This is a genomic window from Streptomyces sp. NPDC052701 (genome assembly GCF_040678355.1).
GTDB lineage: Bacteria > Actinomycetota > Actinomycetes > Streptomycetales > Streptomycetaceae > Streptomyces.
The window spans coordinates 51,526-75,155 of sequence record NZ_JBFATO010000028.1; the positions used below are offsets into that span (position 1 = coordinate 51,526).

A 23,630-nucleotide genomic window follows, 5' to 3' on the forward strand; every position below is an offset into this window, starting at 1 on the left:
GCCGGTGCCGCAACTCCGCCCGGGAGGCGAACGCGGCGGACACCCGGTCCTCCCCGCGTGGGGCGCCGCGATGCCCGCCGCCGTCGGACTCGGCCGCTTCCTACTCGGCCGCGGCGGGCCGGGCCCGGCCCGCCAGTGCGGCCTGCAGGGCGCGGTAAGCCGGCTTGGGCCGGTAGTCCTCGTCGAGGATGTTGGCGGCTCCCTGGCCCTCGAAGGTGTCCGGCACCCAGGAGTACCTGTCGGTGAAGCCCCACACGGTGAACGAGAGGCAGTGCCGGGTGCGCAGGCAGGCGTCGAGGAGGAGGCGGTAGCCCTCGGCCTGGGTGCGCAGCTTCGCCTCGTCGGCGGGCAGGACCATGCGTACGTCCGCCTCCGTCACGGCGGTGCGGAGCCCCAGCTTCTCGAAGCGGGCGAAGTTGGCCGCCATGTCGGTGGGCAGGCCGTACTGGATGCCCAGGTGCCCCTGGAAGCCGACCCCGTCGACGGGGACGCCCTCGGCGCGCAGCCGGCTCATCAGGTCGAGGACGGCGTCGCTCTTGGGGCCGGTCCACTCGGTGTTGTAGTCGTTGTAGAAGAGCAGGGCGTGGGGGTCGGCCCGGCGGGCCCAGCGGAAGGCGTCGGCTATGTAGCCCGGGCCCAGCTTGCGCAGCCAGATGCTGTCGCGCAGCGTTCCGTCCTCGTTGAACGCCTCGTTGACGACGTCCCACTGCCAGATGCGGCCCTTGAAGTGCCGCACGGTGTCGGTGATGTGGCGGCGGAGGATGGCGCGCAGCTCCTGCGCGTCGAAGTCACCGGTGGTGAGCCACGAAGGCAACTGGCTGTGCCAGACCAGGACGTGGCCGCGCACCTTCTGCCCGTGGCGTTCGGCGTACCTCGTCAGCCGGTCGGCGGCGGCGTAGTCGTACTCGCCCCGCCGTGGTTCGAGCGCCTCCCACTTCATCACGTTCTCCGCCGTCACGGTGGAGAACTCCGAGCCCGTCAGGCGTCGGTAGGCGGCGTCGTCGGCGAGGGCGGTGGTGTCGACGGCGGTGCCGATCCGCAGGCGGTCGTCGGCCGCGAGCCGGCGCAGCGGACGGTCGCCGTCGGCGGCCCGGCCCTCGGCACCGGCCGCGGGGCCCGCGGCGGCGAGGGGGAGCAGTGCCAGGCAGGACGTCAGGGCGGCGGCCAGGGCGAGGCGCAACGTCTTCACGAGCACTCCTTGAGCGGAGGGGAGGAAGCGGGGCGGCGGAAGCGATAGGCGGATCGAAATTTTCGAAATCTCCGAAATCGCGTTGCGTCACGGTAATCACCCCTTGACGCCGCGTCAACCTCCGGGGAACAGGCCGAAATCTCACGGCGGACGAGCAGGAGCCCTCGCGCAACTGGTTGACCCGCCGCCTTGTCGGCCGTAAGTTCTGCGCACCAATTCGGAAATTGGATCGAAACTTTCGGAGCGTTCGTGTCCGCTCCGGCCCCGTCCGCCCGTGAGGCACGACACCACCACCTGCCCGTGAAGTAGGAGGTTTCGTCATGGCGCACGTTCACCGAGACCGGCTCCGTCCGGGGACGGCCGTGTCCCTGCTGGCCGTGGCGGGTCTGACCGCCACGGCCCTGTGCGCACCGGCGGGCGCCGCCGCCCCCGCCCCCGGGCCCGCCGCGCGGCTCCAGCCCGCAGCCGAGGACGACGGGGCCGGCTGCCCGGTCCCCGCCCCCGGCCTGCCGGCCGCCGACGCCAAACTGCCCGACCCCTTCAGGAAGGCCGACGGCACGCGCATCACCGCCAAGTCCGACTGGCGCTGCCGGCGGGCGGAGATCAGGGAACTCGCGGAGCGCCACGTCTACGGGGACAAACCCGCCAAGCCGCAGCGCGTGACGGGAACGGTCTCCCGGACCGGCATCACCGTGAACGTGACGGACAACGGCCGCAGCGCGAGCTTCTCGGCCTCGGTCGAACTCCCCGGCGGCTCCGGGCCCTTCCCGGCCGTCGTCGTCCTGGGCGGACTGGGCGCGGACACCGCCGCCATCAAGGCCGCGGGCGCCGCCGTCGTCCGGCTCGACCCCTACGCGATCGGACGGGAGGGCACGCCCCGCACCAACAAGCAGGGCGCCTTCTACACCGTCTACGGCTCCTCCAGCAGCACGGGGCTGCTGCTCGCCTGGGCCTGGGGGGTGAGCCGGCTCATCGACGTGATCGAGCAGTCCGACGGCAGCGTCCTCAGGGCCGACGCCACCGGCGTGACGGGCTGCTCCCGGTTCGGCAAGGGCGCCCTCGTCAGCGGCGCCTTCGACCAGCGCATCGCACTGACCATGCCGATCGAGTCGGGCACCGGCGGCGCCCCCGTCTTCCGGGGCGTCGCCCAGGAGAGCGGTGCCCAGCCGCTGAGCAGCGCCTACGGCGAACAGCCGTGGCTGGGCGACGCCTTCGGCTCCTTCACCGGCAACCCGGCCGCGCTGCCGGTGGACACCCACGAGACCATCGCGATGATCGCGCCACGCGGCCTGTTCCTCATGGAGAACCCGCACGTCGACTGGCTGGCCGCCCGCTCCGGCAGCGTCGCGGCCCTGGGCGGGGCCGAGGTCTACAAGGCGCTCGGCGCGGGGGGCAACATCTCCTACTGGTCCGACGTCCAGGACGGCACCCACTGCGCGGCCCGCGCCGAGTGGCGCACGCCGTTGCAGCAGAACATCCGGAAGTTCCTGCTGGGGACCGGCGGCGACACGGGTGTCTTCAGGATCTCCAGCCGCAAGCACGGCGATCTGGCGCAGTGGCGGAACTGGCAGACCCCTGTCCTCGCCGACCGGCGCTGACCCGCGGGCCGCGAGGCCCGGCGTCGTGCGTGCCGGGCCTCGCGGTGCGTCACGGCACCTGGCGCAGGACGGCGTGGAACCGCCGGGTGTGGTCCACCCGGCGCTCGGGCCCGGTCAGGGTGACCGTCGCCGTCAGACGGACGTCGGTGCTGGAGGCGGCCAGGCGCAGCTCCAGTTCCCCGGGCTCGACCACGCGCCGTCCGTCGCGGCCGGTGAAGGAGGCGACGTCGGCCGGCACGGTCGCCTCCAGCCGCCGGGCCTGGCCGGGGGCCAGCGGCACGCGGGTGTAGCCGATCAGGCGCTGCACCGGCTGGACGACCGTGGCGACCGGGTCGTGCAGGTACAGCTGCACGACCTCGGTACCGTGCCGCTCCCCCGTGTTGCGGACGGTGAAGGCGAGGCGGAACTCGCCGTCCGTGCCGGTCTCCGCCCGCTCGACGGTGAGGTCGCTCCAGGCGAAGGCGGTGTACGACAGGCCGTGCCCGAAGCCGAACGCGGGGGCCGGGTCGATGCTGGACACCTCGCTGGCCTGCGCCAGACGGGCCCCGAGGTACGTCGAGGGCTGGGACCCCGGTCCCCTGGGCACGCTGACGGGCAGCCGTCCGCAGGGGTCGGTGCGGCCGCTGAGCACCCCGGCGAGGGCGGTGGTGCCCTCGGCGCCCGGGAAGAAGGACTGCACGATCGCCGCGGCCTCGCCGACGGCGCGGCCGAGCGCGTAGGGCCGGCCGGCGAGGAGCACCGTGACCACCGGTGTGCCCGCGTCGAGCAGCGCGTCCAGGAGCTGCTGCTGGGCTCCGGGCAGGGCGAGGGACTCCACGTCGCAGCCCTCGCCGCTGGTGCCGCGGCCGAAGAGCCCGGCGCGGTCGCCGAGGACGGCGATCACCACGTCGGCCTCGCGCGCCGCGTCGACGGCCTCGGCGATGCCGCGGACGTCGCCGTCGTCGATGCCGGTGCCCCGCGCCACCGTGACCTCGGCGTCGGGGAACTCGCGGGTCACCGCCTCGTGCAGGGTGGGCAGGTCGATGCCGGCCGGGACCTGCGGGTGGTGGACGCCGACGTGCAGCGGGAAGGAGTAGCAGCCGAGCACGGCGGTGGCCTCGGCGGCGTTCGGGCCGACCAGCGCGATGCGGCGCGGCCGGTCCAGCGGCAGCGTGCCGTCGTTGGAGAGCAGCACCACCGCCTCCTCGGCGATCGTGCGGGCGAGCTCCCGGTTGGCGGGGGTGTCCAGGTCGACCGAGCCGCGCAGGGCGTCCGGGTCGTCGAGGTCGGCGCCCGCGAGCGCGGCCGGCACCGGGTCCCAGCCGGCGTCCAGCAGACCGAGGCGGGCCTTCTGGGTCAGCACCCGGCGCAGGGCGCGGTCGATGACGGACTCGGGCACCCGGCCCTGGGCGACGGCCTCGGCCAGGGGCGCGCCGAAGGTCTTCACGGTGGGCAGTTCCACGTCGACGCCGGCGCGCAGCGCGGCGCCCGCGGCGTCCGCCCAGTCGCCCGCGACGCCGTGCAGGGTGCGCAGGAAGGCGATGCCGAAGTAGTCGGCCACCACCGTGCCGTCGAAGCCCCAGGTGTCGCGCAGCAGCCCGGTCAGCAGGTCCTCGTCGGCGGCCGAGGGGACGCCGTCGGTGTCGGTGTAGGCGTGCATCACGGACCGGGCGCCGCCCTCGCGCACGGCCATCTCGAAGGGCGGCAGCAGGATGTCGGCGCGCTCGCGCGGCCCCATGCCCACGGGGGCGAGGTTGCGCCCGGCGCGGGAGGCCGAGTAGCCGGCGAAGTGCTTGAGGGTGGCGACGACGCCCGCGGACTCCAGGCCCTGGACGTAGGCCGTGCCGATGGTGCCGACGAGGTAGGGGTCCTCGCCGATGGTCTCCTCGACCCGGCCCCAGCGCGCGTCGCGCACGACGTCGAGGACGGGCGCGAGGCCCTGGTGCACGCCGACGGACCGCAGGTCCCGGCCGATGGCGGCGGCCATGCGGCGGATCAGGTCCGGGTCGAAGGTGGCGCCCCAGGACAGCGGGACCGGATAGGCCGTGGCGCCCCAGGTCGCGAAGCCGGCCAGGCACTCCTCGTGCGCGACGGCGGGGATGCCGAAGCGGTTCGCGGCGGTGATGCGCCGCTGCGTGCGCAGCAGGGAGAGCGCGCCGAGCGCGGGGTCGACGGGCGCGGTGCCGAAGGGACGGGTCAACTGGCCCAGCCCGGCGGGCAGCAGCGCCTCCAGGTCGACGGCCTCCTCCATGTCGTGCTGGTGGGGGGCGACTTCGCCGCCCTCGTCGGAGGCCCCCACCCAGACGCCGTAGAGCTGGGCGAGTTTCTCCTGAAGGGTCATCGCGTCGATCAGGGCCGTCACGCGTGTGTCGACGTCGTGGGCGGGATCGTTCCAGACGGGTGTTTCGGGGGTGGTCTCAACTGCCACGTTGGCGGTCACTTTCCTCCGACGCCCATGAGTCCCCGGACCAGGGCTCGGCGGGCGAACAGGTAGACGAGCAGGACGGGCGTCATGGACAGCACCACGGCGCCCAGCAGGCCGGGGATGTCGATGCCGTGTTCGGTTTGGAAGTTGTACAGGCCCAGGGTGACGACCTTGGTGGCGTCGGACTGGGTCAGGACGAGCGGGAACAGGAAGCCGTTCCAGGCCTGGAGCGCGGAGAACACCACGATCGTGGCCAGGCCGCCCCGCGACAGCGGGAGCACGAGCTGGAAGAACATCCGCCGCGGTGTGGCGCCGTCCATGGCCATGGCCTCGAACAGCTCCGGGGAGATGTCCCGCATGGCGCCGCTGAGGATCAGCGCCGACATGGGCAGGCAGAAGGCGGCCGTCGGCAGGATGACGCCGAGCAGGTTGTCGTACAGTCCGGCTTCGCTGATCAGGTAGAACATCGGGACGATCACGGCCTGCGCCGGGATGGCGAGGCCCAGCAGGAACAGCCGGAAGACCTGCGAGGTGACCCTGCTGCGGTTGCGCACGATCGCGTAGGCCAGCGGCGGCACCAGCAGCACCACCAGGCCGATCACGCACACCGTCACGACCAGCGTGTTGAGGAAGTACCGGCCGAAGCCGGAGTCGAAGGCGCCGGTGTAGTTGTCGAGGGTGAAGCTGTCCGGGAAGGCCAGCGGGCCGTTCTCGGCGTAGTCCGACCGGGTCCGCACCGTCGCCCCGAGCATCACGTACAGCGGCAGGCCGACCAGGAACAGCCAGATCAGCGAGCCGGCGCCGGCCAGGTGGTTGGGGCGTCGCCTCATGACACCCCCTCCATGGAGCTGCGCATCTTGTCGTAGCCGGACACGCGCACGACGATCAGCGAGACGACCGTGGCGGCCAGCACGAGGACCAGGGCCATGGCGGCGCCGGCGCCGAAGTCGAAGCCCTTGAACGCCTTCTCGTACATGTAGTAGGCGCTGATCGTGGTGTCGGTGCCCGGGCCGCCCTGCGTGAGGATGAGGACGGTCTCGAACGTGGTGAGCCCGCCGACGATCATCAGGATCATCGAGGTGATGACCGAGGTGCGCAGCTGCGGCAGCGTGATGTGGAAGAACTGGCGGTAGCGCCCCGCTCCGTCGATCTCCGCCGCCTGGTACAGCACCTGGGGGATCGCGCGGGCGGCCCCCTGGTAGATCAGCGTGTGGAACGGCGTGAACTGCCAGGTGCTCACGAACGCCAGCACCCCGATGGCGGTGCCCTGCTCACCGAACAGGTTGCCGTCGCCGAACAGCCAGGCGGCCTCGGCGGGGATGCCGAAGTTGGGGTCGAGCAGCGCCCGCCACAGCACCGACACCGCGGTGGCGGACAGCAGCAGCGGGATGAAGTAGATCACCGACAGCACCGCGCGGTTGCGCTGCTGCCCGGCGGCCCAGACACCGAGCAGGATGCTCAGCGGCGTCTGGACGGCCACACCGATCGCGGTGAGCAGCAGGGTCAGCCAGACGCTCTTGATCATCACCGGGTCGTCGAGCACCCGGGACCAGTTGTCCAGGCCGACGAACTCGGGCGAGCCGAGGCCGTTCCAGCTCATGAAGGACAGCACGGCCACCATGACCAGCGGGACGATCGCGAAGAGGGCGAAGAACAGGGTGGCGGGGAGCGCCCAGACGAAGCCGGGGCGCCCCACGTCCGCCGCGGAGGAGCCCCCCGGGCGCCGCCGGGCCGTCTTGCCGGCCGCGGCGACGGGGGGCACACGCGTCATCTGTGTGGTCATGAGGGGGTCACTCGGCCGGGAGGGCCTGCATGGCCTTGATGAAGCCGTCGGCGTCGGTCTGGCCGTTGAAGAACTGCTGCACGGCCTGGTGGATGGGCGTGATGGCGGACGGCGGGTAGGCCTGGTCCCAGGACAGCTGGAAGGACGGGGCCTTCTTCACCAGGTCGAACTGGAAGCGCGAGTACGCGGGGCTGGCCGCGGTGTCGAGGAACTTCTCGGTGCTGGTCGTGGTCGGCAGGTTGCCGATGTCCATCTGCGCCTTGACGAACTCGTCGGAGTACATGAGCTTCAGGAACTCGGCGACGGCCTCGGGGTGCTTGGTCTTCTTCAGCACCGAGTAGAAGTTGTTGGTGTTGCCGACGATGTTGGCGGGGTCGCCCTTGCCGCCCGGGACGGCCGGGAACGTGGTGTATCCGAGGCCCTTGACCGCGAAGTCCTTGGCGTCCTCCTGCTGCTGGGCGTAGTACCAGGAGCCCATCAGCTCGAAGCCCGCCTTGCCCCTGGCCAGCAGTGCGGGCGAGGCGCCGTTGGTGTACTTCACGGAGTCGAAGTTGCTGCCGAAGGCGCCGGCGTCGATCAGCTCCTTCAGCTTGGCGAGCGCCTCCTTGCTGTCGGGGCTCGCCCAGGCGTCCTCGTCCCCCTCCAGGGCCTTCCGGAACAGCCCGGGCCCGGCGACCCGGTCGTAGAGGTACTCGAACCACATCAGCGTCGGCCACCGGTCGCCGCCGCCGAGCGCGATGGGGGTGACGCCCTCGGACTTCAACTTCTTGACGGCGTCGAGCAGTTCGTCCCAGGTTTTCGGCGGCTCGACGCCGGCCTTGTCCAGCACCTGCTTGTTGTGGAAGAGCAGGATCGGCTGGGTGCCGCGCATGGGGATGCCGTAGGCCTTGCCGTCGACGACCGCGCTGTCGAAGACCGTCGGCAGGAAGTTCTTCCTCAGGCCGGGGTCGTCCTCGATGAAGTCGTCCAGCGGCATCAGCAGGTCCGCCTTGACGAAGGGCTGGATGCTGCCGCCGCCCCAGTTGAAGAAGACGTCCGGGGCCTGTGGCGTGTTGACGATGGTCTGGAGCTTCTGCTGGTAGTCGGCGCCGGGGATGGTGTCGAGCACCGCCTTGACGTCCGAGGTCTTGTTGAAGGTGTCGACGATCCGCCTCTCGACCTTGTTGCTGGCGTCGCCGTAGACCAGGATGCGGATCTTCCCGTCGTCCGCCGAGCCACCGCCGCCCCCGCCACAGGCCGTCAGGCTCACCGCCACGGCGAGCGTGGCGCCACAGGCGAGCAGTCTGGGCCAACGCGCTCGTGTCTTCATCGTCCCGCCTCTCGAAACTTTCGGCAGCATTGCCGAAATAACCTGGCTGGGACAGTAGGAGCATTCGCTGCCTCCGGTCAACGGTTGCGCATGCATGCGCCGAAACCGTTACCCGAGTTGTGCCCTATCCTTCGGACATGCCCTCAAAAGACGAGGTGGACGGCAAGGTCACGCTGGCCGTGGTGGCCAAAGAGGCCGGGGTGTCACCGTCGACTGTTTCGAAAGTCCTCAACGGACATTCGGACATCTCCGACGCGACCCGTGCCAGGATCGAACAACTGCTCGCCCTGCACGGTTACCGCCGCCGCTCGAAGGGCGCACCGCACGCCCCCCTCGTCGAGCTGGTCTTCCACGAGCTGGAGAGCGTCTGGGCGATGGAGCTCATCCGCGGCGTGGAGAACGTCGCCAAGGAGCACAAGGTGACGGTGGCGCTCACCGAGTGCGGCACACGGCACGCGCCCGGCCCCGACTGGATCGAGGGGGTCCTGCGGCGCAGGCCGATGGGCGTGGTGCTGGTCTTCTCGACCCTGCCCGAGAAGGTCAAGAGGCACCTGCGGCTGCGCGCCATCCCCTTCGTCATCGTCGATCCGGCCGGCGATCCGGACCCGGACGTCTCCTCGGTCGGCTCCGCCAACTGGTCCGGCGGCCTGGCCGCCACCCGCCACCTCACCGGTCTGCGGCACGAGCGCATCGCGATCATCACCGGGCCGCCGGACATGATGTGCTCCCTCGCCCGCCTCGACGGCTACCGCTCCGCCCTGGCCATGGCGGGCCTGGAGGCCGACCCCGGCCTGGTCCGGTTCGGCGACTTCCACGTGCAGGGCGGTTTCGAGCACGCCATGGACCTGCTGCGCCGCCCCGACCGGCCGACCGCCGTGTTCGCCGGCAGCGACCTGCAGGCCCTGGGCGTGCTGGAGGCGGCACGCCTGTGCGGACTGAGCGTGCCGGAGGACCTGTCGGTCGTCGGGTACGACGACGTCCCGCTCGCCCAGTGGTCGAGCCCGGCCCTGACCACCGTCCACCAGCCGCTGCGGCGGATGGCCGAGGAGGCGACCCGGATGCTGCTGGGCCCCGGCCGCCCCGGCACGGGCGCCCTGCGCATGGAACTCGCGACCCACCTGGTGGTCCGGCACAGCACCGCCCCGCCCGCGGGCGTCTGAACCGGGCGTCGAGGACCCGGGCGCGGTGCCCGGCCACAAGCACCCGGACCACGGCGCCCCCGGGAGCGGTGCGCGACGCCGCTGCCGGGCGTGTCCGCCGCGGTGCGCGTCCGGGCGCCCCTGGCCGGGCGGAGAGCACGCCGGCGAAAGTCGCGCCGGACGGAGGGCGACGTGCCGGACGCGCCGGGCGAAGAGGCGGTGGGGCCCGGGCCGCGGCGGAGGGGCGGGCGGGGGCCGGGAGCGCCCCGGCGCCGGACGGTGGTCCCGTCGGCGGCGGGCCCGTGACGGGCGGAACGGCGGCGGGCGGGGCGGCGGCGGGCGGAACGACGGCGAGCGGGGCGGCGGCGGGCGGAACGACGGCGAGCGGGGCGGCCGGCGCCCCGTCCGCGGGCTCGGGGCCAGGGTGGCCGTGCGGTCATCCCCGCCCCGCCCGGTCCGCCTCGGCCGTCTCCTCGATCCGTTCGGCCACCCAGGACAGGAAGGCCCGGACGTCGTCCGCGGGCAGGACGGCGGCGAAGCGGCGGGGGCGGTCGAAGCTGCGCAGCGCGGCCTCCAGGAGCGGCCGGAAGCGGTCCTCGGACGCCGCGACCTCCTGTGCGGCCCGGCGCTTGGCCGACCAACGGCCGGTACGGCAGAACACCACGGAGCGGCAGCCGTTCAGCACCCGGTTGTCCGCGAGGTGCCCGTCGCCGTCGGTGTGTTCGCGGACCGAGGCGCGCAGGGCGCCGAGCAGGCTGGACCGCGCCGGTTCGGCCACCGCCTCCCGGGCCGGCCTGCCGTACAGCAGGCGCCCGGACCGGTGGGCGACCGACCGGTCGATGACGTACCAGAACGCCGGGGAGCCCGCCGGGTCGAAGCTGACCCGGCCGGGCAGGAGCGGGCCGGTGTTGAGGTCCATCAGGTACCCGGCCTCGCCGGACGGCCGGGCCGCGAAGTCCGCGGGGTAGACCACCAGCTCCAGGCCCGCCGCGGGGCAGGGCAGGGACGGGTGCGCCAAAGCGGCTGCCAGGTCGTCCAGCGCCTCCGCGGGCAGGGACGGGTCGACCACCACCGTCACGTCGGTGTCGCTGCGCCCGTGCCGGTAGTCGCCGAGCGCGACCGAGCCCACCGCCACGACGCTCACCACGCGGGGTCCGCACACGGCGAGGGTGCGGCGGACGAGTTCCTCCAGGTAGGGGCGGAGCTCGGCGGGCAGGGAGCGGGGGTCTGCGGGAATCCGGGTCATACGGTCAGTATTCGTCCGCCGTCCGCCACCGGGTCCGCGGCGACGCCCGTGTCGGCCGGTGCCCCTCAGGACCGGGGCGGCGCGGCCGGCCCCTCGGCCGCGGCCAGGTCGTCGTAGAGGAGGAGGCCGTCCTCGCGCAGCCGGACGCCGGGCGTCGGCGCGTGGGGGTGCGACCGCCCGTCGTGCATCAGGTGGCGGACCGGCACCCCTCGCGCGAGGACGGCGAAGTCGGCGATCAGACGACGGTGGCAGCGCCACCAGACCGTTTCGCTGCACATCACCGCCGTGCGGACCACGGCCGCCTCGGCCAGCAGCCGTTCCGCGGCGGCGACGAAGCCGGGCGTTCTGGTGTGTGCGGCGTAACCGCGGAAGGACGCGTTGCGCCAGACGACGTCAGGGCTGTCCGGAGGCGGCGTGCGAAATCCGCCCAGGTCGCGCTCCCACCGGTAGGCGATGCCCTGTGCCGGCAGCCAGGTGCCGAGCCGGTCCCTGGCCAGGTCCGGATCGCGACGGCTGCCCGGGGCGATGCGCACGTCGACGACGGCGGTGACGCCGGCGTCCCGGAGCAGCCGGACGATCCGTTCGCGGCCGGCGGTGCCGTGCCCGAAGGTGATCAGCAGCGGTTCCACGGCGTTCCCCGTACGGGCGTCCGCGGCCGGGCGGGTCCTTCCGTCCCGGAGCCGTCAGGACCTGGGACGGAGGTTCCCGGCCCGGGGCCGGCGCGCATGGCCGCCGAGGTCATGGCCGCTGTTTCCCGACGTCACGGCCCTGGCTCTTCGACGCCTTCTCCGACGCTTTCTCCGGCGCTTTCTCCGGCGCCTTCTCCGGCGCTTCCCCGGGCGGCTCCTTGTCATCGGCCGGCGCGGTGCCCCGGCGGGGGCCGCCACCCGGCCCGTCGGCCTGCGCCGCCGCGGTCCGCGGGCCGGGGACGGCCGACGACCGGTTCGGCGCACTCCCGGCCCCGTCGTCCGAAGCCGGTGACGTCCGGGCGGCGGGAGCCGACGGGGAGGCATCGGACGGGGAAGCGTCGGTGGGAGAGGCGTCGGGAGGGGAGACGTCCGGCCGGTGGGCGGCCCGCCGAGGGCTCTCGGCGGACGGGCCGGCGGACGGCGACTGGGCGGGGGCGGACTCGGGCGCTCCGGGCGCGGCCCGGTCCTCGCCGGTGCCCTCGCCGTCCGGGGCCACCGCGAGGCTGGTGCCGAGGAGCACCGCGAGCACCGCCGTACCGGTCGCCAGCATCAGGCGGCGGGGACGGCCCGGCCCGTGCGCCTGCTGCCGCCGGGTGCTGCCTCCGGTCACCGCGGGAGCGGGCCGCTCCGGCCGCCTCCCCTCCACTTCGGCCGGGGTGTGCCCGGCGCCTGTGGCGCCGTCGGCGGCGGCCAGGCCGGCGCCGGCCGCCGACGTCGGCTCCGGCTCCGGCTCCGGCTCCGGCTCCGTGGCAAGGCTCGCGCACAGCGCGGACAAGGTCTGGGCGCACTCCTCGGCCGTGGGCCGGGCGTGCTCGTCCAGGGCTGTCATGGTGTCCAGGAGCCGGGCCAGGCCCGGGGGCACCGAGCCGGGGATCGCGGGCCTGCGGTGCAGGCGGGCCACGGCCGACTCCAAGGGCGTGCCCGGGTACTCCATCCGCCCGGTGAGGCACTCCAGCAGGACCAGGCCGAGCGCGTAGACGTCGGCGGGCGGGCCCACCGCCCTGCCCAGCACCTGCTCCGGTGCCAGGTAGGCGGCGGTGCCGATGAGCTCGCCGGAGGCGGTGTGCCGTGTGGCGTCCGTCATCCGCGAGATGCCGAAGTCGGCGAGGTACGGGGCGCCCGAGGCGTCCAGCAGGACGTTGGACGGCTTGACGTCACGGTGCACGATGCCGGCGGCGTGCACATGGGCGAGGGCGTGCGCCAGATCGGCACCGAGCCCGGCCACGTGGCGGGGTTCCATCGTCCCCGCCTCGATACGCCGGGCGAGGGTGGGCCCCTTCACCAGTTGCATGACGAGGTAGGCGCAGCCCTCGTGCCGCCCCGCGTCGTACAGGGTGACGAGTCCCGGGTGGTGCTCGAGGCGCGCCAGGGCGACGGCCTCGCCGGCGAACCGCTCGCTCAGGGCCGGATCGCCGCCGGGCCGGAAGACCTTGACGGCCACCGGCCGCTTGAGCCGGAGATCCACTCCCTCGTGGACGTCGGCGACTCCTCCCGTGCCGATCCTCTCCCCCAACCGGTACCGGCCGCCGAGCACCCGGGCTGAGGAGCGGATCGACGGGGATGCTGACGGGCGAGCCCTCATGTGTGGTCTCCGTGGTTGCTGCTCGTGGGTCCCGGACATCGGCAAGGCTCCAAGGCGTGTACCCGGCGTGTCCGCGCCCATCCGTCCCGCTCGGCGACACCGCCTCGTGAACACGTCCCGCCGCCGCGCCGCCGCCCCACGACACGGCCCCGGTCATCCCCGGCCCGAGGCCCCGCGAGGCCCCGGCCACCCTGCCGCGCCCGCCCCCGCGCGGGCCCGTGTGCCGGTCCGGGCGGGCGCGAGGCGGTCCGGCCCGCCGGTGCCGAAGGCCCGACCGGGCGGACCGGGCGGACCGGGCGGACCGGGCGGACCGGGCGGACCGGGCAGAGGACATCCGGGCCCGATCACCCGCCGTCAGCCCGCGATCGGTTCCGGGCACGGCAGGACAGTAAGGGACATGGTGCGGTGTGAAGGGCGGGCGTCCGTTGGGATGGCCGGATACCGATGCAGCCGGCCCGGCGAAGCGGGCGTGATGAGGTGGTCATGAGTACGTCTGCTGACCGGCCGACGCGGCCGACGGGATCCATCACGGTCCTCGACGCCTGCCGGTGCGGCGCAGCACCGTGGGGGGACGGGCCGTCGGCCGCCGAGGAGCGGTTCCGGGGGCTGCTGGAGGCGGCGCCGGACGCCATGGTCATCGTCGACGACGCCGGGACGATCAAACTGGTCAACGCCCGGACCGAGGCCCTGTTCGGCTACCGCCGCGAGGAACTCCTCGGCCACCCGGTCGAGCTGCTCGTCCCGCACCGCTTCCGCGCCCACCACACCCGGCACCGCGGCGGCTATGCCGCCAACCGCCAGGTGCGCCCGATGGGCGCCGGGCTCGAACTGCGCGGACGGCGCAGGGACGGCACCGAGTTCCCCGTCGAGATCAGCCTCGGTCCGCTGGAGACCGCCGACGGGCTGCTGGTGTCGGCCGCCGTCCGGGACGTCAGCGACCGCAGAGCCGCGGAGGCGCGCATCAACGAGCTGGCCGCGCTGGTGGAGTCCTCCCAGGACGCCATCCTCGCCACGACCCTCGACGGGCGCATCACCTACTGGAACGCCGCCGCCCAGCGCATGTACGGCCACCCGGCCGAGGAGGCCATCGGCCGGAACCTGTCCCTGCTGGCCCCCGCCGAGTCCCAGGACGAGATCGGCCTGCTGATGGAACGGCTGCGGAACGGGGAGAAGGTCGAGCACTTCGAGACGCTGCGGGTCACCGGGGACGGGGCCCTGCTGGACGTCGACGTGACCCTGTGGCCGACCCGGGACCGGCGGGGCGCGGTGGCCGGCGCGTGCGCCATCGTGCGCGACATCGGCGACCGCAAACGGGCGGAGGCCGAGCTGACCGCCCTGTACGAGCAGCAGCGGCACATCGCGCTGACCCTGCAGCGCAGCCTCATGGGCACCCCGCCCGCCCTGCCCTGCCTGCCCACGGCCAGCCGCTACCGGCCCGCGACCCAGGGAGCGGGTGTGGGAGGCGACTGGTTCGACCTGATACCGCTGGGCGCCGGCCGGGTCGGGATCCTCATCGGTGACGTGATGGGGCGCGGTCTGGAGGCCGCCGCCGTGATGGGCCAGCTGCGTTCGGCCGCGCACGCGCTCGCCAGGACCGGTATGCAGCCCCGGCGGTTGATGCAGGCCCTGGACGCGGCCGTCGCCGACCTGGACGTGCCCGACCAGCTGGTCACCTGCTGCTACCTGGTCGTCGCCCCCGACGACGGTGCCGTGACCGTCTGCTCCGCCGGCCACCTGCCGCCGCTGGTCACCGGTGCCGGGGACGGCACGCGCAGGCTCGCCACCCCGGTGAACGCACCGCTCGGCGTCGGCGGTGTCCTCTACGAGCAGTCCCGCGCGGGCATCCCGCCCGGCGCCACGCTCGTGCTGTACACCGACGGGCTGATCGAGACGCCCGGCAGCGACATCGAGGGCCGCATCGCCGACCTCTGCGCCGTCCTGGACGGGTTCCCCACCCAGCGCGCGGGGCTGGAGGCCGCCGCCGACCACGTGCTGAGCCGGCTCCTGCCCGACGCCGAGGGCCACGACGACGACGTCACGCTCCTGCTGGCCCGGCTCCCGGCACGCCCCTGCCCGCCCTGACCACCGAACCGCCCGCCGTCCCCGCCTCCGCCCGGCGGGGGCGCGCCTTCCCCCGCGGGCCCCTGGCCTCATGGGGGTGCGCACAGCGCCGACGACGCCCGCTGCTCCTGCCCGGGCTCCTCACCGACGCCGTCCAGCGCGCCGGGGGGTTCCGTCGCCCCGCGCCTGTGCCGCTCGGCGGCCGGCCCCGCCGTGGAGGACGGCGACCGCAGCCCGCACCCCTCCCCAGCCGCGCCCGGTCACACAGGACGAGGAGTCCGGCCGGGGCCGGTGCCGGTGCGCACGCTCGCGGAGAGCCGGGGCGTCCGGCCGACGGACGGGGGGGGAGGACGACCTGGTGCACGCCGAAGCCGTGAGAGGCGGGCCCGGCGCGCGGCCCGGGCCCGGCGGGCGCGAGGGTCCCCGCCGTCGGGCACACTGGACGACCGCGACACCGGAGGAACCCCGGACCCAGGAGCTCACCGTATGAACGCGACGTCGGCGGCCGTGGCGGGCGCGGCCGCCTTCACCTGGCTCGGCATGGTGCTGGCGATCTCCTTCCTGGAAGCGCCCCTGAAGTTCCGCGCGCCCGGCATCACCGTCCCGCTCGGGCTCGGCATCGGCCGGCTGGTCTTCCGGGCGCTCAACCTCGCCGAGGCGGTCCTCGCCGCGGTGGTCGTGACGGCGGTCGCGTCCGGCTCCCCCACCGCCGCGGTCGCCGTTCCCACCGCCGCGGCGGCCGTGCTCCTGGCCGTTCAGCTCGCCGTGGTGCGGCCCGTCCTGAACCGCCGCAGCGACCGGGTCCTGGCCGGCGAGGACGTCCCCCGTTCGGGCGCGCACCACCTCTACATCGCGCTGGAAGTGCTCAAGACCGCGGCCCTGTTCGGTCTGGGCACGGCGGCGCTGGCCGCCGCCTGAGGCAGGCGGCCGGCACACGGCGCGGGCCCGCCCGGCGGCCGGCGGCACGAACGGGCGGCGGGCACGAGCGGTCCTACCCGCAGAGGGCGATGTGGTGCGCGTGTCCGTGCGGGCCGAGGTACCCCTCGCCGATGGTGGTGACGTCACCGGGCCGCACGGCGTGGCACGGGCCCTCGGCGCCGTCCTGGTAGACGGCCTTCACGGTCATCGTCACGGCGCAGTCGTTCCCGGCCTGCGTGTACCGCCAGCTCTCGTACAGGGCGACGCAGGAGGGCGCCGGTTCGGCGGCCGACGGGGCGGCGGAGGCCGGGCCGGCCGCCACGGAGGACAGCAGGAGCGCCGCTCCGGTGCCCGCGTGGGCCAGGTGCCGAAGAACCCGCATCCGCATGACTGATCACCTTCCGTTACCGGGAAACGTCGATTTCCTGAACGCGAACGCCGCCCTCGGCGCATGTGGCGTTCAGCGGTCGAAAGCTTTCAGTGCGAGACGTCGAACGCAACGCGGTGATCGCGTTTCCGGTCAGGCGACCGGTTTCATACCCGCACTCTCGTCACCTGGCCGGATGCGCCGCGAGCCGTGGCACGGCCGAGGTGACGGTTCAACCGTTTCGCCTTCGGCTGCGGAACACACGCGTGGACGCGCAGATGGCGGCCCCGGCGGCGAGAAGGGGTCCGCCGGGCCCTGCAAGGACCTCGGCGGGGCATCGGTCCGGTTCTCATCTGCGGGCGAAGGCGGGTCGCCGTGCGGGGTCCGGCGGCGGACGGCGAAGGTCAGGCACCCGGTCCGGGATCCGGCCGTACGGGCCGGTGGATGCCGGCACGAGCCGCTTCGAGCTGGGCGGCGAACGCGATGCCGAGGAAGAGGGCGATCGCGGTCAGGTTGGCCCACAGGAGCAGGGCGATGAAAGCGGTGAGGGGGCCGTACAGGTCACCGAACGAGCCGCTCTTGTCGACGTAGAGCGTGAGCAGCCAGGTGGCCGCCACCCACAGCAGCAGGTGGACGGCGGAACCGAAGGCCAGCCAGGTGTAGCCGGGCTGGTCGCGCCGCGGCGACCAGCGGAAGATCACCGCCGAGGCGACCCAGGCGAGCACGAGTCCCACCGGCACGTCCAGGACGTACCACCAGCCCGGGCCGCCACCCTGCCATCCGGCGGTCCGGGCCACCGCGTCGGCGACGGCTTCGCCCGCGACGAGGACGAGGAACCCCAGGACCAGGGGGAGGCCGGCCGCGAGCGCCAGGACCAGGGCCCTGGCGTACTTGCGCGGGAACGGGCGGTCGCGCTCGATGCCGTAGATCCGGTTCGCGCCCCGCTCGATCTGCCCCATGGCCGAGGCCAGGTTCAGCAGGGCGAACGCCAGGCCCAGCCACAGGGCGAGCGTGCTCAGGACGTCCTGGTGGGCGATGCGCCGGGTCCCGTCGAAGGCGTCCTCGACGACATCGGCGCTGGCGCCCGGCACGATCCGGCCCAGTGTCAGCTCGATGATGCGGCCCACGCCCTCCGTGTGCACCGACGTGGCCAGGCCCACCAGCGCCACGGTGCACGGCACGAGCCCCACGACCACCTGGAAGGCCAGCGCCCGGGCGTGGGTGAAACCGTCCGCGTAGCGGAACCGCGCGAAGGAGTCGGTCAGCAGCCGCAGGCCCCCGTAGTGCCGCAGAGCGGTGAACGCCTCGTCTCCGGAGAGTTCCTCCCCGATCATGTCCCGGGTCTGCGGGACGTGTACGGCGGTACCCATGACGCGGACGCTCCTCGGCTCGTGGCGGCTCTCCCTTGTCCTCTGCCCCGATAACCAGGACCCCTGCCCTTCTTCCGCCGCGGGCGCCGAGGAGGTGCTCACCCACCTGCCCCCGGGTGCGCGGCCCCGCGGAACCGGGCGCCGTGCTCACCCGCACGTGCGCGCGCCGGCTCCGTCCGCCGGCGCACCACCCCGCCGGCACGGTCGCGGCGTGCGCGGGCCTGCGGCGCTTCCCCGCCGGTGCGACGGGACGGCCGCGCGGCGTGCGCGGGGCGCCGCCCGCCGACGCGTCGGTGCCGCCCGGCTGCCCCTGGGTGAACCCGCGGCCGGGCCGCACGGCCGCGGCCCGGGTGATCACCGGGGCGTGTCCGGAGGGGTGACCCGGCCGGGGCCGGCGGACCGGGCGGAGCCGGCCGGTCCGCCGGGTCCCGCCGTGCCTTCAGGGGCGTCGGGCCAGCCCGGTCTGGATCTCGGCGACGATCCGTTCGACCGGCAGCGTCGCGTCCACGGTCATCCCCGCCTCGTCCTCCTCCAGCGGCTCGAGGTCCTCGAACTGCGAGGGCACCAGGGAGGCGGGCATGAAGTGCGCCTTGCGCCGCGCCACGCGGGCGGCGGCCTCCTCCTGGCTCAGCGCCAGGTGCACGAAGAACGTGTCGGGGTGGGCGGCGCGCAGCACCTCGCGGTAGATGCGCCGCAGGGCCGAGCAGGTGATCACCGGCCCCTCGTCCGGACCGGCCGCCCGTATGCGGCCGGCGAGGGCGGCCAGCCACGGACTGCGGCTGCGGTCGTCGAGACGCCGGCCCTGTTCGAGGGCGTCGAGGTTGCGCCGGGGGTGGAAGCCGTCGCCCTCCTCGAAGGGCACGCGGAGCGCGTCCGCCAGGTGCCGGCCCACGGTGCTCTTGCCGCTGCCGCTGACCCCCATGACGACGACGGGGACGCGGCGGGTGTGGACCACGGCGGTCATGGCCTCCTGGAAGCCGGCCCGGTAAGCGGCGGGCAGGGCGTTGGCGTTGAACCGGTCCAGTCCCGCCCTGAGGCGTCCGACGACGGCGGGATCCTGCAGCCGCCCGCTCCGGATCTCGGCGAGGATGGCCTCCGCGAAGGCCTCCGCGGCCGCCGGCAGCCCCTGGTCGACGGCGTGGGCCAGCCCCATGTGCAGCCACATGGCGATCGGCTGCGGCCGTGCGGGGTAGCTCTGGACGGTGTCGGCGACGACGGCGGCCCGCACCGGCATGACCGCCGTCTCCCGGTGACCGCCCGCCCAGTCCCGGTCGATCCGGTGGTTCAGCGCCATCACGACCGGGTGGGCCAGACGGAGGAAGAGCTCGTTGCGCGACCCGGCCAGGAGGGTGCGGTGGAACGCCGCGTCGACGTCCCGGAAGCGCTGGCGGATCGCCGCCCCTTCCCGGGGCAGTGCGAAGTGCGGGTCCTCGCTGAGGGCGAGCAGGGTACGGGCGTGGCTGGTCAGGTCGTGACAGATTTCCGCGGACCGGCTGAGTGCGGCGAGCCGGGCCGCCCGGGGCTCGATCACCTCCCGCAGTTCGGTCAGTGAGCGCATCTGGCTGTCGGGCGCCACGTCCAGGCGCCACCCGATCACGTCGGGGTCCAGCAGGTCCCACTGGTGCAGTGCCTGCACCGTGGCCCCGACCCGCGGCTGCAGGTCGACCAGCCCTTTGTGGTGCAGCAGCTGCAACGCCTCGCGGGCCATGGGGCGGGTGACCGCGAACTGCTGCATCACGGCGTCCACCGTCACGAGCTGGTCGCGGGGCTTGTCGCCGCCCACGATCTGACGGCCCAGCCGTTCCACCACCGTCACGGTGGAACCCCGGGGCACGTCCTCGGACCCTGTCGGCGGCTCTCCTTCGAGACCAGTCATGGCCGGGATGCTAAATCACGACGGCCGGCTGGTCTCCCGTCCGGACCGAAGGAAGGGAGCGCATCGGGTGGTCCGGGGCGCGAAGCGGGGCGCGCCCCAGCGTTTCGGCGCCCTCACTCCACCAGCCGACCGACAATGAAGCATCAGACGCCTTCTCTGATGCACCACGGATGCGTAACGTGGTCGCTCATACGAGTAGGTCCGTGGTGCCGAGGTGCCGAGGTGCCGGGGCATCCGGGCGCCCCGCAGGGTCCGTCCCTTCCGGTCGCCTCGCTCCTTCCGCCGGTGCCCGCGGCCGCCGTGGAGCCGTTCCGCCCCGTTCATCCGACACGCCCCCAGGAGAGCCGTATGTCCGAACCGACGTCACCGCCTCCCCCATCGGACCGGTTACCTCTGCGCTGGGCTCTCATCCTCCTGGCCGCGATGGTGTCCGGCCTGCTCATGGGGCTGCTGGCCTTCGCCCGGTCCGGCAACTGGCCCACCGCGCTCCTCGCGGCCTTCGCCGCGGCCGGAGCGACGCTGGCGGGCCTCCCCCTGCTGCTGTGACCGGGCCGGGCACGCCCGGCCGTCCGGCGTCCGGCCGGGTCACAACAGCCGCCGGATGTCGCCGCGGACCCGGTAGAAGCCGCCGGCCGCGGGGTGCAGGGCGTCCACGACGTAGCGGGCGCCGGGCACACGTATCGCCCGCGGGAACTGGACGTTCCACGACGTGTCGTATCCCTCGGACACCACGTGCACGCGCAGGCGACCGCCCTGCTGGACGCACTCGACGACGACCGCTCCCGCCGGGGCGTGGGCGATCGTGGCCACCGCGTCCGCGGCCGTGGCCGGCGCGTAGGTCGGCAGGGTCGCGGAGAGCTTGACGTCCCGCGCCGCCGGCACCGCGCCCTGCTGTGCCGCGGAGACGGCCGCCTCGCTCGCGTCCACGCACACCAGCGAGCCGTCGGTGGTCACCAGGTACAGCCTGTCGTCCCGGTACTGCATCGACAGCGCCGAGCCGCCCCCCGTGCCGAGCTTCCACAGACGTGTGCCGTCCCGGTCGAAGCAGTAGACGGACGACGCCGCGTCACCGGCGAAGACGAACCGCCCGCCGGGCGAGGCGGCGCACGAGTACACCGCGCTGTCGCAGGCATAGGTGGCCTCGGTCGCGCCGGTCGCCTTCGACAGCCGCTGCACCACACGGTGCGCCGTCCCCGCGTAGACGGCGTCGTCCTCCTGCCAGCCGAACAGCACGGCGCCCCGCGTGGGCGTGTGCCACAGTTCGGTGCCGCCGTCGGGTGCGTAGGCGGTGACCCCCTGGTGGTGGCCGTGGTAGACGGCGTGGTCGTCGGCACGGACCATCCAGGCGTGCTCGCCCTGACTGCGGCGGGCCCACTGGTGCTCGTCCTCGTGGTCGATGACGGTGAGCCGGCCGGCGCGGTCCGAGACGTTCAGGACGCCCTCGTGGATGTCCAGCCAGAAGATGTCGACGTCCGCCGCGATGTCGTACGCCGCGAACGGCAGTTTCGACGACAGGTCGTAGACCCGGCCGTCGTCGCAGCCGGCGTAGATCCAGAAGTCGTCGGCGACCAGGCACTTCACACCGTCCGGCAGGCTGAACCGGGCGAGGACGCCGCCGTCGTGGTCCAGGGTGTAGACGTCACCCGCCTGGTTGCCGACCCAGCAGCCGTCGTCGTCGACGTGGATGCCGAACGCCGAGGAGCCGGTGCGGAAGCGCCACAGCACGGGTGCCACGGCACGCGCGGTGGAGGGAGCCGAGGTCACCTGGCGCCGCGTCACCGAACGCGGGGCGCGCTGCCCCGGCACGGCCGGGGCGTAGCCCTTGCGGACCTTCTCGCCGACCTTCTTCGCGGCGGCCGCCCGCGCCTTCTCGGCCGTGGCGAAGGTCGTCGTCTGCGTCTGCCCGGCGGCACCGATCCGCCCGTACCGCACGGTCACCACCTGCCCGTCGACCGCCACCTCGTAGAACTTGTGTGCACCGCCGCCTTCTTGCGACAGCTCCAGGTACGTCGTGGACACCGTGGACCCGGCAGACATGGCAGACCCCTCCCCAGGACGGACCCGCGGCCGCTCCGGCGGGTCCAACTGTCCGAAGAGTAGGAGGGAGCACTGACAACGGCCCGGCGCCCGCGTCCTCCGGGGAAACCGCCTCCTCATGACCCGCGGACCGCCGAAGGGACCGCGCCTCCCGGGAGGTCCGCGGGACTCGGGGCCGGACGCCACCGGCCCCGAGTCCCGCATCGCCGGCGGCCGGCGGCGCCACCCATCGCCGTGACGGTCGTTGGACCAGGGCATGAGCGACGACCTCACTCCCCCGCGCCCCCCGCTGTGGGGCGCCTACTGGCTGGACTCCCCCCACCAGCGCCACACGGGGTGCGCCTGCTTCCCGGCCACTCGGCACGTCCGGCCGCCGGGCGGCGCGGGGCGCACCGTGATGATGGTGCTGGCGTGCTGCACCATCGTCGTCGGTCTCGTGCTGGCGGCCGGCGTCTGACCGGGGAACGGGGCGGGCGCGCGGTCCCGCCGGTTCCAGGGGCGCGGGGACGGCCGCCCGGCCCCGCGCCCCTCGCCTGAGCCGCCCGGCCGCCCGGCACGTCCGGCCGCCCGGCGGGGGCCGTGGTCCGCGTCCGCCTGCAGGCGCCGCGCCACCGGATGCTCCGCGGAGTCCGGCGGCGTGGCCGCCCTCACTCCGTGGTGGGATGGGTTCCCGGCCCGTCGCCGGGACCGGCCAGTGGTGTCGGCGAGAGGACCGTGGGTTCCTCGCCCGCCTCCAGCAGGGTGTCCGCCGCACCCACGATCAGCGGATCCGGCTTCCCGACGGCCGCGTGGTCCTTCGCCGGATAGTCGCAGCGGTCGAGGAGGCTGCGCATGGCCTCCAGCCGGCCGCGCCGCTTGTCGTTGTTCTTCACGACCGTCCACGGCGCGTGCGGGGTGTCGGTGGCACGGAACATGTCGACCTTGGCCTTGGTGTAGTCGTCCCACCGGTCCAGCGAGGCGAGGTCCGTGGGCGACAGTTTCCAGCGGCGCACGGGATCGACCTGGCGGATCGCGAACCGGGTCCGCTGTTCGGCCTGGGAGACGGAGAACCAGAACTTCACCAGCAGGATGCCGTCGTCGGTGAGCAGCCGCTCGAACAGCGGGGCCTGCTCCAGGAACATGCGGTACTCGTCGTCGGAGCAGAAGCCCATCACCCGCTCGACGCCGGCCCGGTTGTACCAGGAACGGTCGAAGAAGACGATCTCCCCGCGCGCCGGCAGATGCGCCACGTAGCGCTGGAAGTACCACTGGCCCGCCTCCCGCTCGGTCGGCTTCTCCAGCGCCACGACGCGGGCACCGCGCGGATTCAGCCGCTCGATGAAGCGCTGGATGGTGCCGCCCTTGCCGGCCGCGTCGCGGCCTTCGCAGACCACGACGATCCGCTGGCCGGTGTCCTTCACCCAGCGCTGCAGCTTGAGCAGCTCGATCTGCAGGACGCGCTTGGTCCGCTCGTACTCGGATCTGCGTATCTTGCGGTCGTACGGATAGTTCTCCCGCCAGGTCTCTATGGGGCTTCCGTCGGCGTCCAGGAGCAGGGGCTTCTCCGGACGCCGCTGGTCGATGCGCAAGCCGGTGAGCAGATCGTCGTCGACGATGCCTTCGCTGGTGTCGGAGGCAGTGCCTTCGCTGGTGTCGTCGCTGGTGTCGGGGGCGGTGTCGTCGCCGGCCTTCTCCAGGGCGGTGGCGTCGTCACGCTCGGACATCGGGAACCTCTCGCTCTTTCCTCGAACTGGCCGGCACCCGGGGCGTCGCGTCGGCGCCCCGCGCGCCGGGCGTGCGTCGCCGGGCGACTCCGTCAGAACGGCAGGCGACCGCGCGCCCGGCGCCCGGCGGAACCGCTGCGGCCCACCGCGCGGGAACCGGAACTGAAGGGCTTGCTGAACAGGCGTCCCAGCGGACCGGGGGCCTTCGACCCGGCCCGCGAGCCGAGGCCCAGGGTGCGCTGGGCACCGTTCTGGGGGTGCCGGGACAGGCGCGGCAGCACAAAGGCGAGTACGGCGAGAACGACGCAGAGGCCGATCACTCCGGCGATCACCATGAGGAACTCCCAATCGGTCGGTGG

The 23,630-nt window shown here is 73.8% G+C and carries 20 protein-coding genes; 6 read left to right on the plus strand and 14 right to left on the minus strand.

Annotated features, from left to right (window positions below; translation table 11 throughout):
* Positions 1-100 precede the first annotated feature (100 nt).
* Positions 101-1,189: an endo-1,4-beta-xylanase gene (locus AB0L29_RS26120; RefSeq protein ID WP_365830196.1), complete on the minus strand. Its 1,089-nt coding sequence runs from the start codon at positions 1,187-1,189 to the stop codon at positions 101-103.
* A gap of 320 nt (positions 1,190-1,509) precedes the next feature.
* Here AB0L29_RS26120 and AB0L29_RS26125 point away from each other — a divergent pair, with 320 nt between their 5' ends.
* Positions 1,510-2,787 carry a cellulose-binding protein gene (locus tag AB0L29_RS26125; RefSeq protein ID WP_365830197.1) on the plus strand — a complete coding sequence of 426 codons (1,278 nt, stop codon included), beginning with the start codon at positions 1,510-1,512 and terminating at the stop codon, positions 2,785-2,787.
* A gap of 49 nt (positions 2,788-2,836) precedes the next feature.
* Here AB0L29_RS26125 and AB0L29_RS26130 read toward each other — a convergent pair whose 3' ends face one another.
* Genes AB0L29_RS26130 through AB0L29_RS26145 form a run of 4 tightly spaced genes read right to left on the minus strand, consistent with a single transcriptional unit; the run spans position 2,837 to position 8,283 of the window.
* The gene (locus tag AB0L29_RS26130) at positions 2,837-5,206 is read right to left on the minus strand and encodes a glycoside hydrolase family 3 N-terminal domain-containing protein (protein ID WP_365830198.1); all 2,370 of its coding nucleotides are present in this window, start codon (positions 5,204-5,206) and stop codon (positions 2,837-2,839) included.
* Positions 5,203-6,021, minus strand: a complete 819-nt coding sequence (locus AB0L29_RS26135) for a carbohydrate ABC transporter permease (RefSeq protein WP_365830199.1) — start codon at positions 6,019-6,021, stop codon at positions 5,203-5,205. Before AB0L29_RS26135 ends, AB0L29_RS26130 begins: the two co-directional genes overlap by 4 nt.
* Positions 6,018-6,974 carry a sugar ABC transporter permease gene (locus AB0L29_RS26140; protein WP_365830200.1) on the minus strand — a complete coding sequence of 319 codons (957 nt, stop codon included), beginning with the start codon at positions 6,972-6,974 and terminating at the stop codon, positions 6,018-6,020. The genes AB0L29_RS26135 and AB0L29_RS26140 overlap by 4 nt, the downstream gene beginning before the upstream one ends.
* Before the next feature lie 7 nt (positions 6,975-6,981).
* On the minus strand, positions 6,982-8,283 hold the full coding sequence (locus AB0L29_RS26145) for an extracellular solute-binding protein (RefSeq protein ID WP_365830201.1): 1,302 nt from the start codon (positions 8,281-8,283) through the stop codon (positions 6,982-6,984).
* Positions 8,284-8,420: 137 nt separating this feature from the next.
* Here AB0L29_RS26145 and AB0L29_RS26150 point away from each other — a divergent pair, with 137 nt between their 5' ends.
* Positions 8,421-9,443: a LacI family DNA-binding transcriptional regulator gene (locus AB0L29_RS26150; protein ID WP_365830202.1), complete on the plus strand. Its 1,023-nt coding sequence runs from the start codon at positions 8,421-8,423 to the stop codon at positions 9,441-9,443.
* Positions 9,444-9,858: 415 nt separating this feature from the next.
* Here the strand turns inward: AB0L29_RS26150 and AB0L29_RS26155 are convergent, their stop codons facing one another.
* The 3 genes from AB0L29_RS26155 to AB0L29_RS26165 all read right to left on the minus strand — a co-directional run bounded on the left by AB0L29_RS26155 (position 9,859) and on the right by AB0L29_RS26165 (position 12,939).
* Complete coding sequence (locus AB0L29_RS26155; protein ID WP_365830204.1) at positions 9,859-10,668, minus strand: nucleotidyltransferase domain-containing protein; 810 nt, start codon at positions 10,666-10,668, stop codon at positions 9,859-9,861.
* 65 nt (positions 10,669-10,733) lie between these two features.
* Positions 10,734-11,297, minus strand: a complete 564-nt coding sequence (locus AB0L29_RS26160) for a DUF488 domain-containing protein (RefSeq protein ID WP_365830205.1) — start codon at positions 11,295-11,297, stop codon at positions 10,734-10,736.
* Positions 11,298-11,406: 109 nt separating this feature from the next.
* Positions 11,407-12,939: a protein kinase gene (locus AB0L29_RS26165; protein WP_365830206.1), complete on the minus strand. Its 1,533-nt coding sequence runs from the start codon at positions 12,937-12,939 to the stop codon at positions 11,407-11,409.
* A 483-nt stretch (positions 12,940-13,422) separates the two neighbouring features.
* Here AB0L29_RS26165 and AB0L29_RS26170 point away from each other — a divergent pair, with 483 nt between their 5' ends.
* The gene (locus AB0L29_RS26170; RefSeq protein ID WP_365830207.1) at positions 13,423-15,021 is read left to right on the plus strand and encodes a PAS domain S-box protein; all 1,599 of its coding nucleotides are present in this window, start codon (positions 13,423-13,425) and stop codon (positions 15,019-15,021) included.
* Between the two features lie 465 nt (positions 15,022-15,486).
* Entirely contained in the window at positions 15,487-15,918 is a 432-nt protein-coding gene (locus AB0L29_RS26175) for a hypothetical protein (protein ID WP_365830208.1), read from the plus strand.
* 73 nt (positions 15,919-15,991) lie between these two features.
* Here AB0L29_RS26175 and AB0L29_RS26180 read toward each other — a convergent pair whose 3' ends face one another.
* From AB0L29_RS26180 to AB0L29_RS26190, 3 genes are all read right to left on the minus strand, one after another.
* Positions 15,992-16,306 (minus strand): alpha-amylase, encoded by a 315-nt coding sequence (locus tag AB0L29_RS26180; RefSeq protein ID WP_365830209.1) that lies wholly within the window; start codon positions 16,304-16,306, stop codon positions 15,992-15,994.
* A 383-nt stretch (positions 16,307-16,689) separates the two neighbouring features.
* Positions 16,690-17,655 (minus strand): YihY/virulence factor BrkB family protein, encoded by a 966-nt coding sequence (locus AB0L29_RS26185; protein ID WP_365830210.1) that lies wholly within the window; start codon positions 17,653-17,655, stop codon positions 16,690-16,692.
* A gap of 439 nt (positions 17,656-18,094) precedes the next feature.
* The gene (locus AB0L29_RS26190; protein WP_365830211.1) at positions 18,095-19,531 is read right to left on the minus strand and encodes a gluconokinase, GntK/IdnK-type; all 1,437 of its coding nucleotides are present in this window, start codon (positions 19,529-19,531) and stop codon (positions 18,095-18,097) included.
* A gap of 423 nt (positions 19,532-19,954) precedes the next feature.
* Here AB0L29_RS26190 and AB0L29_RS26195 point away from each other — a divergent pair, with 423 nt between their 5' ends.
* Complete coding sequence (locus AB0L29_RS26195) at positions 19,955-20,077, plus strand: hypothetical protein (protein WP_365830212.1); 123 nt, start codon at positions 19,955-19,957, stop codon at positions 20,075-20,077.
* A gap of 39 nt (positions 20,078-20,116) precedes the next feature.
* Here AB0L29_RS26195 and AB0L29_RS26200 read toward each other — a convergent pair whose 3' ends face one another.
* Positions 20,117-21,568 (minus strand): WGR domain-containing protein, encoded by a 1,452-nt coding sequence (locus AB0L29_RS26200; RefSeq protein WP_365830214.1) that lies wholly within the window; start codon positions 21,566-21,568, stop codon positions 20,117-20,119.
* A gap of 256 nt (positions 21,569-21,824) precedes the next feature.
* On the opposite strand from AB0L29_RS26200, the gene AB0L29_RS26205 reads away from it, so the two are divergent.
* Entirely contained in the window at positions 21,825-22,025 is a 201-nt protein-coding gene (locus tag AB0L29_RS26205) for a hypothetical protein (protein ID WP_365830215.1), read from the plus strand.
* A 190-nt stretch (positions 22,026-22,215) separates the two neighbouring features.
* On the opposite strand, the gene ppk2 is transcribed toward AB0L29_RS26205, so the two are convergent.
* Positions 22,216-23,271 (minus strand): polyphosphate kinase 2, encoded by a 1,056-nt coding sequence (gene ppk2, locus AB0L29_RS26210; protein ID WP_365830216.1) that lies wholly within the window; start codon positions 23,269-23,271, stop codon positions 22,216-22,218.
* Positions 23,272-23,363: 92 nt separating this feature from the next.
* On the minus strand, positions 23,364-23,606 hold the full coding sequence (locus AB0L29_RS26215; protein WP_365830217.1) for a DUF6411 family protein: 243 nt from the start codon (positions 23,604-23,606) through the stop codon (positions 23,364-23,366).
* Between the last annotated feature and the right edge of the window lie 24 nt (positions 23,607-23,630).